General features: G+C 71.1%; 14 protein-coding genes. 13 read left to right on the forward strand and 1 reads right to left on the reverse strand.

Annotation, left to right across the window (positions count from 1 at the left end):
* The first annotated feature begins 1,142 nt into the window (after positions 1-1,142).
* The 10 genes from B1H55_RS12230 (at position 1,143) to B1H55_RS04785 (ending at position 10,379) form a co-directional block, all read left to right on the forward strand.
* Positions 1,143-1,976 (forward strand): tetratricopeptide repeat protein, encoded by an 834-nt coding sequence (locus tag B1H55_RS12230; RefSeq protein WP_371836558.1) that lies wholly within the window; start codon positions 1,143-1,145, stop codon positions 1,974-1,976.
* Positions 1,973-3,034, forward strand: coding sequence for an HAD-IIA family hydrolase (locus B1H55_RS04750; protein ID WP_077240996.1), 1,062 nt, complete (start codon positions 1,973-1,975; stop codon positions 3,032-3,034). The genes B1H55_RS12230 and B1H55_RS04750 overlap by 4 nt, the downstream gene beginning before the upstream one ends.
* Before the next feature lie 13 nt (positions 3,035-3,047).
* Entirely contained in the window at positions 3,048-3,275 is a 228-nt protein-coding gene (locus B1H55_RS04755; protein ID WP_073453486.1) for a hypothetical protein, read from the forward strand.
* An 8-nt stretch (positions 3,276-3,283) separates the two neighbouring features.
* Entirely contained in the window at positions 3,284-4,153 is an 870-nt protein-coding gene (locus B1H55_RS04760; protein WP_077240997.1) for a TlyA family RNA methyltransferase, read from the forward strand.
* A gap of 50 nt (positions 4,154-4,203) precedes the next feature.
* Complete coding sequence (locus tag B1H55_RS04765) at positions 4,204-5,070, forward strand: NAD kinase (RefSeq protein ID WP_073453515.1); 867 nt, start codon at positions 4,204-4,206, stop codon at positions 5,068-5,070.
* Positions 5,067-6,902: a DNA repair protein RecN gene (recN, locus tag B1H55_RS04770; protein WP_080461613.1), complete on the forward strand. Its 1,836-nt coding sequence runs from the start codon at positions 5,067-5,069 to the stop codon at positions 6,900-6,902. Before B1H55_RS04765 ends, recN begins: the two co-directional genes overlap by 4 nt.
* Positions 6,899-8,101, forward strand: a complete 1,203-nt coding sequence (gene steA, locus B1H55_RS04775; RefSeq protein WP_073453478.1) for a putative cytokinetic ring protein SteA — start codon at positions 6,899-6,901, stop codon at positions 8,099-8,101. Before recN ends, steA begins: the two co-directional genes overlap by 4 nt.
* 45 nt (positions 8,102-8,146) lie before the next feature.
* Positions 8,147-9,076, forward strand: a complete 930-nt coding sequence (locus B1H55_RS04780) for a copper transporter (RefSeq protein WP_073453476.1) — start codon at positions 8,147-8,149, stop codon at positions 9,074-9,076.
* Between the two features lie 198 nt (positions 9,077-9,274).
* Positions 9,275-9,616, forward strand: coding sequence for a hypothetical protein (locus B1H55_RS12235; protein ID WP_143221424.1), 342 nt, complete (start codon positions 9,275-9,277; stop codon positions 9,614-9,616).
* Between the two features lie 34 nt (positions 9,617-9,650).
* Positions 9,651-10,379 (forward strand): ABC transporter ATP-binding protein, encoded by a 729-nt coding sequence (locus tag B1H55_RS04785; RefSeq protein WP_077240998.1) that lies wholly within the window; start codon positions 9,651-9,653, stop codon positions 10,377-10,379.
* A 224-nt stretch (positions 10,380-10,603) separates the two neighbouring features.
* Here B1H55_RS04785 and B1H55_RS12500 read toward each other — a convergent pair whose 3' ends face one another.
* Positions 10,604-10,771 (reverse strand): hypothetical protein, encoded by a 168-nt coding sequence (locus B1H55_RS12500; RefSeq protein WP_157750267.1) that lies wholly within the window; start codon positions 10,769-10,771, stop codon positions 10,604-10,606.
* A gap of 394 nt (positions 10,772-11,165) precedes the next feature.
* On the opposite strand from B1H55_RS12500, the gene B1H55_RS04790 reads away from it, so the two are divergent.
* From B1H55_RS04790 to murJ, 3 genes are all read left to right on the forward strand, one after another.
* Complete coding sequence (locus tag B1H55_RS04790; protein ID WP_077240999.1) at positions 11,166-11,981, forward strand: hypothetical protein; 816 nt, start codon at positions 11,166-11,168, stop codon at positions 11,979-11,981.
* Between the two features lie 136 nt (positions 11,982-12,117).
* Entirely contained in the window at positions 12,118-13,050 is a 933-nt protein-coding gene (locus tag B1H55_RS04795; RefSeq protein WP_077241000.1) for a hypothetical protein, read from the forward strand.
* Positions 13,047-14,792, forward strand: coding sequence for a murein biosynthesis integral membrane protein MurJ (gene murJ, locus B1H55_RS04800; protein WP_077241001.1), 1,746 nt, complete (start codon positions 13,047-13,049; stop codon positions 14,790-14,792). The genes B1H55_RS04795 and murJ overlap by 4 nt, the downstream gene beginning before the upstream one ends.
* Positions 14,793-14,795: the final 3 nt, after the last annotated feature.

Consider the following 14,795-nt stretch of genomic DNA (forward strand, 5'->3'; position numbering starts at 1 on the left):
CCCCCGAACCACGCGGATGACACCGCACCCCCCGGGGCGCCGCACCCCCATCCCTTGACAGTCCATCCCGACCCCCTGGGGGATACCGCCCCACCCCGGACGAACCGTCTCACCCCCGAGAAACCGTCTCACCCCGGCGCTGCGCCCTCGAACCGCACGGATGAGACCGCAACACCGGGCCGAGACGGTATACGCGGGCCGAGACGGTATACGCGGGATGAGACCGCATATGCAGGCCCGGGGCGGCATCCCCGCACCCGGACCCCGGCCCCGGGGCGGCATGCACAGGCCCAAGGCGGCATGCACGGAGCCGGGACCGCACCCAGGCCCGGACACCGGGCCCAGGGCGCATGGCGTCCGAGGGGCCCCTCACCCGCGCGCGCATGAAGGCACCAGCCCCCTGGGGGCGCATCTCACCCGCTCCGCATGCACGGCACGCCACGCGCCCTGAGTAGGCTTGCGCCAGAAGGACTGCGGGGTTCCCCGGGCAGTCAGCCACAGGAAGAAGGACCATGGCTCACGACAGGGCGTATGACAGGAACGATGGCGGGCACCGGTCGGGCGGTGCGCGTGGCGACCGCCATGGCTTCGGCGCTCGGGGCGGCGATCGCTTCGGTGATGGGCGTCCGCAGCGCCGCTCCTACCGGTCGGATGAGCGTTCCGGCGGCTTCCATGAGGGTGGCTATCGTGAGGGCGATCATCGCGATCACGGCGACGGGGGCTACTCGGAGCGCCGTTCCTACCACCGCTCCGGTGATGATCACCGGGGCGGCCAGCGGGGCTCGTACCGCTCGGGCGAGGGCCGCGACGGGGGCTACCGCGACGGCGGGCGCCGCGAGGACCGCTACCGCGCTCGGGGCTACGGTGAGCGCTCGGAGCGAGGAGACCGCTCGGATCGCCGCCCTTACCGCTCCCGCGACGATCGCCGGGGAGGCGCCGGGGGATCCCGTGATGGGCGCTTCGAGGGTGACCGGCGCAACGGTCGCCCTGGCGCGCGCGGCACCCGTGCCCCCCAGCGCAACCGGGTCCCCGAGCCCCGCGTTCCCGACGACGTCGAGCCCGCGCAACTGGAGGCCTCCGCGAGGCGCGAACTGCGGGCGCTCGGGCGCTCGAACGCGGAGAGCGTCGCCAGGCACCTGGTGATGGTGCAGCGCCTCCTGGACTCCGACCCGGCGCTGGCCCACGAGCATGCCCGCTACGCCGCCTCGCACGCCGGGCGCATCGCCGTCGTCCGCGAGGCCGCGGGCATCGCAGCCTACCTCTCCGAGCATTACACCGACGCCCTGCGCGACATCCGCGCCGCGCGCCGGCTGTCCGGCCTCGACCTCCACCGGGCGATCGAGGCCGACTGCGAGCGCGCCCTCGGGCGCTACAACCAGGCCCTCAAGGCAGCCGCGGAGGCCGATCCCAAGCAGCTCGACGACGTCGAGGAGGCCGAGATCGCCATGGTCGTGTCCGGCGTCCGCCACGAGATGGGTCAGGACGAGCTCGGGCTCGTCGTCATCGAGGACGCCATCCGCCTCTTCCGCGGGGACCGAGAGACACTGCGACGCCTCCATTCCGTGCGCGCTGACCGCCTCGAGGACCTCGGGCGGGGCCAGGAGGCCGAGGCCATTCGCGAGCGCATCGGCAAGGCATCCGCGCCCGCAGAAGCGGACGTCGAGGTATACGACGTCGAGGAGGAATCCGAGGAGGAGCGGGCCGCCGAGGACTCTCCGATGGAGCCTGCCGAGGAGGACGGCTGGGACGAGGAGCCCACCGGGGCTTCCATCGACGACCCGGAAGGCGCCTCGGAGTCCGGTGCCGGCATCGGGGAGCGCGCCGACAGCGCCCCGGAGGCTTTGGCCCCTCACGGCGCCGACGCCATCGAGGACGAGCTCATCGAGCACCTCCAGTCCCACGGCATCCCCGCCGACGCCGGCACGGGCGCCCCCAACGATCCTGATGACATCCACGGCGAGGAGGACAAGGCATGACACCCGCCCCCCTGCCCCCGGGCCTGCTGGGCAGCCAAGCACCACTGTCGACGGCCTATGACGGGGCCCTGCTCGACCTCGACGGCGTCTGCTTCGCCGGTGAGGCCCGCGTCCCGCACGCCGCCGACTCCGTCAACGCCGCCCGGGAAACGGGCATGCGCCTCAGCTTCGTCACCAACAACGCCTCGCGCGCCCCGCGCACCGTCGTCGACAAGCTGCGCGCCAACGACATCCAGGCCGAGCCCGGTGAGGTCTTCAGCGCCGCCATGGACGCGGCCGTCATGCTCACCGAGCATCTCGCCCCGGGCTCCCTGTGCCTCGTCGTCGGCGGCGACGGCGTGCGCCAGGCCCTCCTCGCTGAGGGCTTCACCCTCACCGACACCGCCGCGGACCACCCGGCCGCCGTCGTCCAGGGCTGGGATCCCGCCGTCGACTGGGCCATGCTCTCCGAGGGTCTCTACGCGATCACAGCCGGGGCCCTGCACGTGGCCACCAACCTCGACGCCACCCTCCCCACCGAGCGCGGCTTCGCCCTGGGCAACGGCAGCCTCGTGGCGGCCGTGGCCCATGCCTCCGGCAAGGAGCCCCTGGCCGGGGGCAAGCCATTCCCCGGGATCTATGAGCGCGCCCTGGCCCGCAGCGGCGCCACGCGTCCCATCGCCGTGGGGGACCGGCTCAACACCGACCACGTCGGCGCGCGCGCTGCCGGGATCCCCGGCCTCCACGTGCTCACCGGGGTGAGCACCGCCCGCGACGTCATTCTCGCCGATCCGGCGGAGCGCCCCGCCTTCCTCCACACGGACCTGCGCGGTCTCATCGAGGCTCATCCCGAGCCCACGAGCGACGGGGACTGGTGGCGCGTCGGTCAGGAGGGCGCGCGCGTGAGCGGCGGACGCCTCGAGCTCGCCGGGACGGGCCCCCTCGAGCAGCGCGCCACTGTGACCCTCGACGCCTACCGGGCCTTGGCCACCGCCGCATGGGCCAGCGCCGATGCCACAGGCGGGCGCCAGGAGGGCCCCCTGGCGCTGAGCGTCCCCGAGATCGTCGTCGCCGCCTGAGCGGATGCCCCGGATGAGCCTCGAGAACGAGCCCGCCCCCGTCCCGGGTCCCAGTGCGGCCCCGGTCGCGCCGGTGCCCTCCCCGCCCCCCGGGCATCGTCTCGTCGAGGCCTCCCAGGAGGGCCCCGGCATCGCGGAACGGCTCGACGCGCTCTCCGAGGAGCCACTGGAGGCGCGGGCCCAGGGTCTGGCGGAGCTCGCCGAGGATCTCCATTCCGCCCTGCGCCTGGCCGAGGGCTGAGGCGGCTCATGGCACGGCTCATCCGCATCGACTCCGAACTCGTCCGGCGCGGCGCCGCCCGCTCGCGCGCCCACGCCGCCCAGCTCATCACCGACGGCCGCGTCACCCTCGACGGCGCCCTCGTCACCAAGCCCGCCCGCCAGGTCAACCCCGCCCAGGCCATTGAGATCGTGACGCCCGGTGGGGACGACTACGTCTCCCGGGGCGCCCATAAGCTCGCCGGGGCGCTCGACGCCCTGGGGGCCAGGGGCCTGGCCCCGGTGGTGAAGGGGCGCCGGTGCCTGGACGCCGGTGCGTCGACCGGTGGCTTCACCGATGTCCTCCTGCGCCGCGGCGCGGCCAGTGTCGTCGCCGTCGATGTCGGCTACGGCCAGCTCGCCTGGTCCCTCCAATCCGATCCTCGCGTGCGGGTCCTGGATCGCACGAACGTGCGCACCCTCGACCCCGCCGCCGTCGCCCCGGCGCCCGGGCTCGTGGTGGGCGACATGTCCTTCATCTCCCTGACCCTCGTCCTGGAGCCGCTCCTGCGGGCCGCGGCCGACGACGCCGACCTGCTCCTCATGGTCAAGCCCCAGTTCGAGATCGGCAAGGACAGGCTCGGGCACGGGGGAGTGGTCAGGGACCCCGAGCTGCGCCTCGAGACGATCCTGGCGGTCGCCGAGCGCGCCCACGGCCTGGGGCTCGGCATCGACGCCATCACCGCCTCGCCGCTGCCGGGCCCCTCGGGCAATGTCGAGTACTTTCTGTCCATGCATGCGGGTGGTGCCGGGGGCGGCGCCGACCTGACCGGCGAGGACCTGCTCGCCGAGGCCGGGCGCGCCGTCGCCGAGGGCCCCGACGGCAAGGGCGCCAGACGAGGGAGGACGAGCAGCCGATGACCGCATCGACAGCCCCGGACCAGCGACGCGGCCACGGGATCGCACGCGTCATGGTGGTCCGGCGCGACGTCAACGACCAGCCCGTGCCGCCCGGGCAGAGGCGCTCCGCCTCCACGGCCACTGCCGGGGCGCGCGCCGAGGCCGCCCTGCGCGCCCACGGCGTGGAGTCCGTCGACCACCGCTTCCTGGGGGACATCGACCTCGTCCTCGTCCTGGGCGGCGATGGCACCATCCTGCGCGCCAGTCAGATCGCCCGTGACAAGGACGTGCCCCTCATGGGTATCAACACCGGGCACGTCGGCTTCCTCGCCGAGGCGGATCCCGACGCCGTCGAGCACGTCGTCGCCGAGCTCGTCGCCGGACGGTACACCGTCGAGGAGCGCATGACCCTGGAAGTGACCGTGGAGAGCCCCGAGGGGGCGATCCAGCACGGCTGGGCGCTCAACGAGGCCGCACTGGAGAAGCGCGACCGCGCGCGCATGCTCGAGCTGGCCATCGGCGTCGATGGGCAGGCCGTCTCCTCCTTCGGCTGCGACGGCCTGGTCATCTCGACCCCCACCGGTTCGACCGCCTACGCCTTCTCCCTGGGCGGGCCCGTCATCTGGCCCGAGGTCGAGGCCCTCCTGCTGACCCCCATGGCCGCCCACGCCCTGTTCACCCGTCCTCTCGTCGTGGCGCCGTCCTCCTGCCTGGAGGTCATCATCGACTCCACAGGCTTCGACGGCGCCGAGATCTGGTGCGATGGGCGCCGCAGCCTCGACGTTGTCGCGGGCAGCCGCATCCGCGTCACCCGCGGGGAGCGTCCTGTGCGCCTGGCACGGCTCAACAACGCCCCCTTCTCCCGTCGGCTCGTGCGCAAATTCGATCTGCCCGTGCAGGGATGGCGGGCGGCCAGCGAGAACGGGCTGGGCCATTGATCGAGTCCCTGAGCATCGAGGACCTGGGGATCATCGAATCCGCTGAGCTGCGCTTCGGCCCCGGCCTGACCGCGCTGACCGGCGAGACCGGCGCCGGCAAGACCATGGTGCTCACCTCCCTCGGACTGCTCCTGGGCCAGCGCGCCGAGGCCGCCGTTGTGCGTGCCGGCGCCCAGCGGGCCCTCGTCGAGGGCGCGTTCCTCACCGATCCCGACTCGCCGGCCGGCCGCCGCGCCGCCGAGGCCGGCGCCGAGCTCGACGACGACCTGCTCATCGCCACACGTGCCGTTCCCGCCGAGGGTCGCTCACGAGCCCACCTCGGGGGCCGGTCGGTGCCCTCATCCGTCCTGGCCGAGGTCGGGTCGCGACTCGTAGCCGTCCACGGGCAGGCCGATCAGCTGCGCCTGCGCTCCGCCGCCGCCCAGCGCGCCGCCCTCGACTCCCTCGGCGGACCCGAGCACGCCGCCCTGTGCCGGCGCTACGCCCATGCCTACCGGCGCCGGGCGCGCGCCGCCGAGGATCTGGCGCAGTGGCAGGCGGGCTCCCGGGCGCGCGCCGAGGAGGCCGCCCGACTGCGCGCCTGGCTGGAGGCCATCGAGGCCGTCGATCCCGTGCCCGGGGAGGACCGTGCCCTGGAGGCCGAGGCCGGCCGCCTGGAGCACGCAGAGGACCTGCGTCTGGCGGCCACGGCCGCAGCCGCGGCCCTGACCGCCGACGCCGATCCTGCCGCGGGCGGCTCGGAGGCCGTGGATGTCGCCTCCCTCATCGCCGCAGCAGGGCGCGCCCTGGCCGGCGTCGACGGCCTCGACCCCGCCCTGACCGAGCTCGCCGCCAGGGTCCGTCAGCTCGGCATCCTCAGCGCCGACATCGGCGCCGACCTCGGCTCCTACCTCTCCGGCCTCGACGCCGATCCCGCGCGCCTGGCCTGGGTCAACCAGCGCCGCGCCGAGTTGACCCGCCTGTGCCGAGACACCGGTGGTGCCGCGGAGCGCATCGACGACGTCGACGCCCTCCTGGAATGGGGGCGGCGCGCCGCTGATCGCCTGGCCCGCATCGACGGGCCCGTCGACGGCGCCGAGGCCCTCAACCAGGCCCTCACTGAGGCCCAGGCCGAACTCGGGGCCACCGCCACGGAGCTGAGTGCCGCCCGGGCCCGTCTGGCCGAGCGGCTCCAGGAATCCGTCACCGTCGAGCTCGAGGGCCTGCGGATGAGTGGCGCCAGGCTCGTCGTCGGTCTCGAGGAGCTCGACGAGCCCGGGCCCACCGGTGCTGAAGCGGTCTCCCTGCTCCTGTCACCGCATCCCGGCGCGACCCCCATGCCCCTGGGCAAGGGGGCCTCCGGCGGAGAACTCTCCCGGATCATGCTCGCCCTGGAGGTCGTCCTCGCCGACTCCACCGTGGCCGGGCCCGTTCCCGGCGCGCGGGACGGGGGCGGCGCGGCACCGGATCGCGAGCACGCCCGCACCTTCGTGTTCGACGAGATCGACGCCGGTGTCGGTGGGAGGGCGGCGCGCGAGATCGGCAGGCGCCTGGCCCGCCTGGCCCGCAGCCACCAGGTCATCGTCGTCACCCACCTGGCGCAGGTGGCCGCCTGGGCCGACACCCAGCTGGTGGTCCGCAAGGAGACGCAGGGGGACGAGAGCGCCCCCGACGGCGCCGATCATCCCGGGGCCGGGACGAGGATCACGCGCACGCGGGTCACCCGGGTCACCGGGGCGGAGCGCGAGCGCGAGCTGGCGCGAATGCTGTCCGGCCACGACGATTCCGAGGCGGCTCTGCGGCACGCCGCGGAACTCCTGGCAGAGGCCTCCATGGCAGAATCAAGTGCGTGAGGTTCCCGTTCCGCAAGCGCTCGTCCCCGGACGACCAGCCGGTCGGCGTCGTCCGCGTCGACGCCCGCACCAAGGACCTGGTCAAGCGGCTCAACCCGGGCGATATCGCCGTCATCGACCACTCGGACCTGGATCGGGTGGCCGCCGAGTCCCTCGTGGAGAAGCGCCCTGGAGCGGTCCTCAACGCCTCTCCCTCCGTCTCGGGCCGATACCCGAACCTCGGCCCCGGGATTCTCGTGGATGCCGGCATCCCCCTCATCGATGGCCTGGGCGCTGACATCATGCGGCTGCGCGAGGGCGATCGGATCACCGTCATCGATGGCGCGGTGCGCCTGGAGGGCGAGGACGCGATCGTGGCCGAGGGGACCGTGCAGACGCCCGCGAGTGTGGAGGCCTCCATGGAATCGGCCAAGGAGGGATTGGCCGTCCAGCTCGAGGCCTTCGCCGCCAACACCATGGAGTACATGAAGCGCGAGCGCGATCTGCTGCTCAACGGGATCGGCATGCCCGAGATCCGCACCTCCATGGCGGGCAAGCACGTGCTCGTCGTCGTGCGCGGCTACTCCTACAAGGAGGATCTCAAGGCCCTGCGCTCATACATCCGCGACTGCAAGCCCGTCATCATCGGCGTCGACGGCGGGGCCGACGCCGTCATCGAGGCCGGGTTCAAGCCCACCATGATCGTGGGCGATATGGACTCCGTCTCGGATAAGGCGCTGCGCAGTGGCGCGGAGATCGTCGTCCACGCCTACCGCGACGGGCGCGCCCCCGGCCTCGCCCGAGTGGAGGCCCTCGGCGTCGACCACGTGGTGTTCTCGGCCACCGGCACCAGTGAGGACATCGCCATGCTCATGGCCGATGAGGCCGATGCCGAGCTCATCGTGGCCCTGGGCACTCACGCCACCCTCCTGGAGTTCCTCGACAAGGGCAGGGCAGGCATGTCCTCCACCTTCCTGACCCGTCTCAAGGTCGGGGGGCGCCTCATCGACGCCAAGGGCGTCTCCCGGCTCTACCGGACCCGCATCTCCAGCTGGCACCTGTTCTTCCTGGCCTTGGCGGGGCTGCTCGCCCTGTGGGCGGCGCTCCAGTCCACACCCGCCGGCCAGACCGTCCTCAGCCTCTTCGGCGCCATCTGGGATGATTTCATCAACTTCCTGAGGTCGCTCGTGGGCCTGTCCCCGAGAACCCCGTCCCTGTGACGAACCGCCTCCGCGCTATTCGTCGACGCACGCAAGGAACGCAACATGATCGACTTCCGCTACCACCTGGTCTCCCTCATCTCGGTCTTCCTCGCCCTGGCCGTCGGGATCGTCCTGGGCGCGGGCCCCCTGCAGAACTCCCTGGGGGACGCCCTGCACAACCAGGTGGAGTCGCTGCGCGAGGACCGCAATGCCACGCATGCCCAGTTGGAGACCGCCTCGGCCGCCCTCAATGATCGCGACGCCTACATCACCGCCGCTGCCGAGGGCTTCCTTCCCGGCATGCTGAGCGGCCGCAGCGCCGCCGTCGTCGCCCTGCCGGACGCCCAGGACGAGGATGTCGAGCTCGTCATCTCCCAGATCGAGACCGCGGGCGGCAAGACTGCGGGGCGCGTGACTCTGACATCGGTGTGGACGGATCCCAGTCGGGAGTCGTTCCGCTCGGCCTACTCCGGCCAGTTCGCGGGTCACCTGGGTCAGCCCGCCTCCAAGGACTCCAATGGGATCCTGGGCGAGGGCCTGACCAAGGCCATGACCATGGAGGACTCCGCAGCCGTTGCCCTGCGCGACCTGCTCACTGCCTCGGACACGCCTCTCATGACTGTCGATTCCCAGCTCACGACCAAGGCCGACGCCGTTGTGGTCGTGGGGCCGCGCTCGGCCCAGGCCGACGCCGCGGGCGCCACCCCGACTCCCGGTGCCGACGCCACCGGAAAGGCCTGGGCGGCGGCGCTCACCGGCGTGGCCGCGGGCGGCCCGGCTGTCATCGTCGGCGGGGCCGATGACGAGCTCGACATCATCGCCGTCATGCGCGAGGACAAGGCCAAGGCGACGACGATCGACTCCGTGGGCCAGGCGAGCGCCGCCGTCTCCGTGCCACTGGCCATCGCCGCCGTCCTGGGCGGGGCCCAAGGCTCCTACGGCTTCGACGACGGCGCCGACGCCGTCATGCCCCCCATCCCCTCCAAGGGGTGAACTGCGGGGAGGCTTTCCCCTTGACCAGCGGGCGCCGTCACGCTCTGTTGAGTCCTAGTTCCCGGAGGCTTCTCATCAGTTCGGATGGGGATGACTCCTTCAAAAGGTACTGACGCTGTCCGCTCAATGAGGTTACCCTAAGCTCTGAGTCCTGACTCTAGGATCATCTTGCAGTCTCTCTCATGGAGAGGCGTCATCATGAGCGTGATTCGCAAGAGTGCGGCGATAGTGGCAATGTCTGCGGCAGCCCTTGGTGTTGCAGGCTCGGCGCAGGCGAATTGGTGGGCTTGGTCGGGAAGTGAAGATATCGGTTCCTGGGCTTGGGCTGAGAGTGGAAATTGGCTTGCCGTTCAAGATGTGAAAAGTGACAATCGAACCGCGTATGGCTACGCCAACCAGGATGATGATGCGCATATCCTTTATAATAGGAGTGGTGCAGGAACTATTGCGTGCCGTCATTTTAGTGAGTCGCTTCATGCGGCAAAGGCTTGTGCTGCGATCAGGTTCGCTCCCGATAAGTGCCCCCAATGGTTCTACTGAGGAATAGATATGGTTGGGGTGAGGCGGCGGTAGAGTGAATTCCGTCCTCGGTCTGCAAGGAAAGTTTCTCCTCGATGTCGAAGAGATCGTTGTGACGCTTGATGGGCGACAAGTCCTTTCTCATGCTTCACTGAGCATTCAACGAGGTGAGTCCGTATCGGTCCGGGGAGCCTCGGGGAGCGGCAAGAGCACGTTGCTCTCCGTCATCCTAGGGTTGCGCAAGCCCGATAAGGGGACGGTGACGATCGGCGGAGTGCCGATGCGCGCGGGGCTCGGTGCCCGGGCGACAAGGCTGCGCCGGGAATCCATTGGTATGCTGTTCCAGGATCACTATCTCGTGGACACCATGACGGCGGCGGACAACGTCATGCTGCCCGCCATGCTCGTGGGGAGGAGGACGGAGGATGCCCGTCGGGCAGCGGTCGCCCTCCTGGGCGACTTCGGGCTGACAGACCCTGATCGTCAGATCAGGACGTACTCAGGAGGGGAGAGGCAGAGAATCTCCATCGCCCGGGCACTCATCAACGAGCCCCAGATCCTCCTGGCTGACGAACCGACAGGATCCCTTGATCCTGCCAATAGGGGCGCGGTTATCAACGCCCTCATCTCCATCCCCGAGCGGCGGGGCTGCTCTATTCTGCTCGTCACGCACGACCCTATCGTCGCCACGAGTGCGCAAAGGGCTCTCGTCCTGGAAGGGGGAAAATTAACAGAGGCGCGCACGGATTCTCTTCTCCCTGCATCTGAAGGGAGAGGCGCCTGATGGTAAGGGACGGATGGATGAGAGTATGGCGCGTCGGCGCTGCAATCCGTGATTCCGACAAACGTGCATGGGGGCGACTCTTCGCCGTCTCGCGGACCTCCGGGGTCCTGTTCCTCTGCCTCGATGTTGTCGCGGTTGTCATGGTGCTCCGCACAGCCGAGTTGCGTGAGAGTCGTGCTGCGATGATTTCTCCGATTCCCGCGTCGTCGTCTGATGATATTCGGCTATATTATGGTTTTAAGCTCAGTGATCTCAACTTCAAGCCGGTCATCGACGTTCTTCTTGACCCAGTCTCCGAGGACGCTCCTCTGCCGCCAGGTGTTGCCGCGTGGCCAGCTCCAGGCGAGGCCGTAGTGTCGCCGCAACTCGCCAAAGAACTCGTCGGTGAGCACGAAGGCGTCTTCGGGCCTGCCGTTGGAGAGATTGGCACTGTCTGCGTGGCGATGTCCTCGGGCATGCGAAGCGATGAGGGGTAGCGGCGCTCGACGTCTCTCGTGTCCATCGGGATGAGACGCCGTGACCTCGTCATCCTCGACCTCGCCGAGACGCAGCCCTCAATGCTCCGGGGGGTCGGCCATCGCACTGGGCTGTGTCGCGCTGCTCCTGGCAGTCGATGTGCCCCTGCCCTGGCTCGATACCGTGCTTCAAGCGGCTCAAACCCGACAATCGACAGGATCGCTTCTCGGTGCGATCGCTATCGGCGCCCTGCTGTCGGTGGCGATCACGTTGAGCGTGAAGGCCTCCTCGCGATTCCTGTCCGTCAGAGTCGGGAGGCGCGGGAGACGTGTGAGAAGCGACGCCCGCACCGATGTGCGAATCACCATAGGTGCGATCGGTTTCGCGGCCGCTATCGTTGGGCCGATCCTCATGGTGGAGAGTCCCCATCGGCCGCTCTTCTATTATTTAGGCGTCATCTTGGTCGCGCTCTCGCTGCCGGATCTTGCGGCAAGGCTCGTGGCTCGAGCGGGAGTGAGAATTGTTAAGCGCGGCTTCCGCCGCTCGCAGACACGGAACCTCGTCTCCGGCCGGTACCTCGAGGCCCTCAATGGGCGGAGTTCAAGGCTCGCCCTCGGCATTTGCGTCGCCATCATCGAGACGCTTGATTCTTCACCTGCCGGTGAGGAGGTGATGCCTCCTGATCTTCCCGCCCGCGCGGTCCTCCTGAGCCTGTCAGGAGAGAACATCGATATGGACGGCCTGCGACGCGCGGCGATCGCAACGAATCCTGGTATGGGCTTCTCCAGCCTCGGAGACGGTGAGGCAGTAGTCGCGAACCAGAAGAGCATTATGGGGAACTGGGTTTTGAGTCTCAGCTCGGTCGGCATCATCCTCGTGATGGCATTTTTCGCCGCCTGTGTAGGCGTCGAGGCACGATCGAATGCCGAGCGCCTGGCCCCGGTCGGGGTCGTGGCGGGCGAGCCCGGGCTCGCCTCCCGGACGGCTTGGCTCACAGCCTCCCTACCGGTGCTCATCGCAGACCTCACCGGCGTAGCCGCTTATGCGCTCCTCCCCGTGGGCCTGGATGATCGGCTTGAGGGCTCGACGCGCAGTGACACCCTGGTCCACCTCAGCCCCGTCTTCATCGGGGCGCACTCGCCCTGACCGTGATCATCGCCCTGTGGGCGGGGTGCTCGGCCAGCAGGGCAACGGCTCGCGCGGCGGCCGACTGGCTGCCCTGAGCCCCCCGGGAGCCGTCAATGAGCCAGCGGCGCGCTCTCCGGCCGGTAGCCTGGAACCCATGACCGCCGCAACGCTCCAGAGAGGCAGCAGCCGCCACTTGAGCCGCCCTCGCAGTGCGACTTCACCTGCCCGCCAGGCTCTCACCGCCGCGACGAGCGGCCTCGCCTGGAGCGCCGGGGCCTCCGCACTCCTGCGAGCCCTGCCCAGGTGGGGGCGGCTCGAACGCGCCAATTTCCATGGGCGCACGGTTTCCCTGCGGGGAGGCATCGCCACCGCCATCGGCGCCACCGCGGCGGCCGGCTGCGCAGGCGCTCTCACTGCCCGCCCCGGTGCGGCCGCCGTCATCGCCGCCTCCGCCGGAGGCACCGCCGGACTCATCGACGATCTCGACGCCGGTGCCCACGACGGAGAGACTCCCGCCAAGGGCCTGGCCGGCCACCTCGGCGCCCTCGCCCGCGGACGCGTCACCACCGGCGCCCTCAAGATCGCCATCATCGGCTCCGGCGCCCTCGTCGGCGGCGTCCTCCTCGCCAGGCACAGGGCCCCGGCCGCCCGACCGCGCTCGCTCGTCGCCGACGCCGCGGTGAGCACCATCGTCATCGGCGCCTGGGCCAACGTCCACAACCTCCTCGACCTGCGCCCCGGGCGCGCCCTCAAGGCCGGCGCGCTCATCTCGGCCCCTCTTCTCGCCTGGCCTGGCCAGGCCGCGGCCCCCACCCGCCTCCTCGCCGCCGGCGCCCTCGGGGTCGCCGCCGCATCGGCGCCCGAGGACCTCGGCGAGCGCACCATGCTCGGCGACACCGGCGCCAACTCCCTCGGCGCCCTCGTCGGCGCAGCCCTCGCCACCGCCCCCTCACGAGCCTTCCGCCATGGGGCGGCGGTGGCCGGCGTCGCCCTCATCCTGGCCAGCGAGCGCGTCTCCTTCTCACGCGTCATCGACTCCACCCCGGCCCTCGCCGCGCTGGACGCCCTGGGACGCCGGGACCGATGACGGACAGGGCCGCCGATGCGCGCGCCGAGGGCGGGACCAGCGGGGCGCAGCGAGGTCTGGCGACCGTCGTCGGCGGCGTCGCCGGGCTCACCCTCATCTCCCGCGCGCTCGGATTCCTCCGCTGGATCGTCCAGGCCGCGACCGTCGGCACAGGCGCCGTCGCCGGGGCCTACGCCACTGCCAACCAGGTCCCCAACGTCCTGTACGAGGTCGTCGTCGGCGGGGCCCTGGCCGCCACCATCGTCCCCCTCCTGGCCAGCGCCATCATGGCGGGCGACCGCGAGATGGTCTCCCGAACCGCCTCCGCGATGCTCAGCCTGGTACTGGCCATCCTCGTGCCCCTGGGCATCCTCCTCGCCGTCCTCGCCGACCCCATCGCCGCGCTCTTCCCCACGTCAGCCGACGCCGACCCCGGCTTCCAAACGCGACTCGTCGCCGACTTCCTGCGCATGTTCGCCCTCCAAGTGCCGCTCTACGGCATCGGCGTCGTCCTCACCGGCGTCCTCCAGGCGCACCGGCGCTTCGCCTGGCCCGCCCTCACTCCGATCCTGTCCAGCCTCGTCGTCATGGCCGCCTACGCCCTCTACGGCGCCATCACCCCCGAGGGGGCGGACCAGTGGACGCGCAGCGCCGACTCGGCGGGGCTGCTCGTCCTCGGCTGGGGGACCACGCTCGGCGTGGCCGCCCTCAGCCTTCCCCTCCTCATCCCCGCCTCCCGCCTCGACATCGATCTGAGGCCAACGCTCCGCCTCGACGTCGCCACCCGCCGACGTGCGTGGAGCCTGGCCACCGCCGGCATCACCGCCCTGGTCGCCCAGCAGGCCTTCATGCTCCTCGTGCCCATCCTCGCCCGCTCCGGGGGAGTCAGCGGCACCATCGCCGTCTACCAGTACACGCAGGCCATCTGGGTGCTTCCCTACGCCGTGCTCGTCGTGCCCGTGGCCACCGTCCTCTACCCGAGGATCGCGGGCCTGCTCGGAGACGACGCCGACCGGTCCTCGGGCGCCCGGGCCGCCGGCGGGGCGGGGGCGATGAGCGCAGCGGGCGATCCTGGTGGAGCGCCCGGAGAGAGCGTGCTGGGCAGGCATGCGCGGAGCCCGCGCGAGGAGGCCCTGGGGCTGTGCGGTGACTCCACCGCCCTCGTCACCGGCGTCTCCCTGGCCGGCATGGCGATGCTCCTGGCAGCGAGCACCGGGGCCGAGGCGTTCTTCGCGCTCCTGACCGACGACGTACGAGGGATGTCCGCCGCCCTGGTCTCCTTCGCCCCCGGCATCGTCGGCTTCGGCCTCATCCACCAGATCACCCGCATTCTCTTCGCCGCCGGTCGCGCGCGCTGGGCCGCCCACGCCACCGCGCTGGGCTGGGCCGCGGCAGCGCTCCTGTCCACGGCCGCCGTGCGGCTGCTGGCCCCGGGCGGCGCAGACGGCCCCGCCACGCTGAAGGCCCTCGGTATCGGCACCAGTATCGGCATGACGATCGCGGGCATCGGCCTTCTCACGGCCCTGGCCCGCTGCCTGGAAGCCTCGGTGCTGCGCCCCATCGCCCGGGTCATCCTCGCCGGGGCCCCGGTCGCGGCGGCCTCCGGGTGGGCCGGGCGGGCACTCAGCCAGATGACCGGCGCACCCTGGTCCCAGATCCTGCTCTCCAGCGTCTGGGCGCTCCTGGCCGCCCTCGCCACCATCACCGCCGCGCATATCGTCTGCCCCCAGGCCCTGGGAGCGCTGCGCCGGGGGAGGAGATGAACG

Origin of the sequence: Actinomyces denticolens, from assembly GCF_002072185.1 — a bacterium.
Classification (GTDB): Bacteria; Actinomycetota; Actinomycetes; order Actinomycetales; family Actinomycetaceae; genus Actinomyces; species Actinomyces denticolens.

Excerpts from the sequence above, each read along its gene's own strand:
- murJ (WP_077241001.1), top strand. The coding sequence starts at position 13,047 with ATGACGGACAGGGCCGCCGATGCGCGCGCCGAGGGCGGGACCAGCGGG.
- B1H55_RS12230 (WP_371836558.1), top strand. The coding sequence starts at position 1,143 with ATGGTGCAGCGCCTCCTGGACTCCGACCCGGCGCTGGCCCACGAGCAT.
- B1H55_RS04760 (WP_077240997.1), top strand. The coding sequence starts at position 3,284 with ATGGCACGGCTCATCCGCATCGACTCCGAACTCGTCCGGCGCGGCGCC.
- B1H55_RS04755 (WP_073453486.1), top strand. The coding sequence starts at position 3,048 with ATGAGCCTCGAGAACGAGCCCGCCCCCGTCCCGGGTCCCAGTGCGGCC.
- B1H55_RS12235 (WP_143221424.1), top strand. The coding sequence starts at position 9,275 with ATGAGCGTGATTCGCAAGAGTGCGGCGATAGTGGCAATGTCTGCGGCA.
- B1H55_RS04750 (WP_077240996.1), top strand. The coding sequence starts at position 1,973 with ATGACACCCGCCCCCCTGCCCCCGGGCCTGCTGGGCAGCCAAGCACCA.
- B1H55_RS04765 (WP_073453515.1), top strand. The coding sequence starts at position 4,204 with ATGGTGGTCCGGCGCGACGTCAACGACCAGCCCGTGCCGCCCGGGCAG.
- B1H55_RS04795 (WP_077241000.1), top strand. The coding sequence starts at position 12,118 with ATGACCGCCGCAACGCTCCAGAGAGGCAGCAGCCGCCACTTGAGCCGC.
- B1H55_RS04780 (WP_073453476.1), top strand. The coding sequence starts at position 8,147 with ATGATCGACTTCCGCTACCACCTGGTCTCCCTCATCTCGGTCTTCCTC.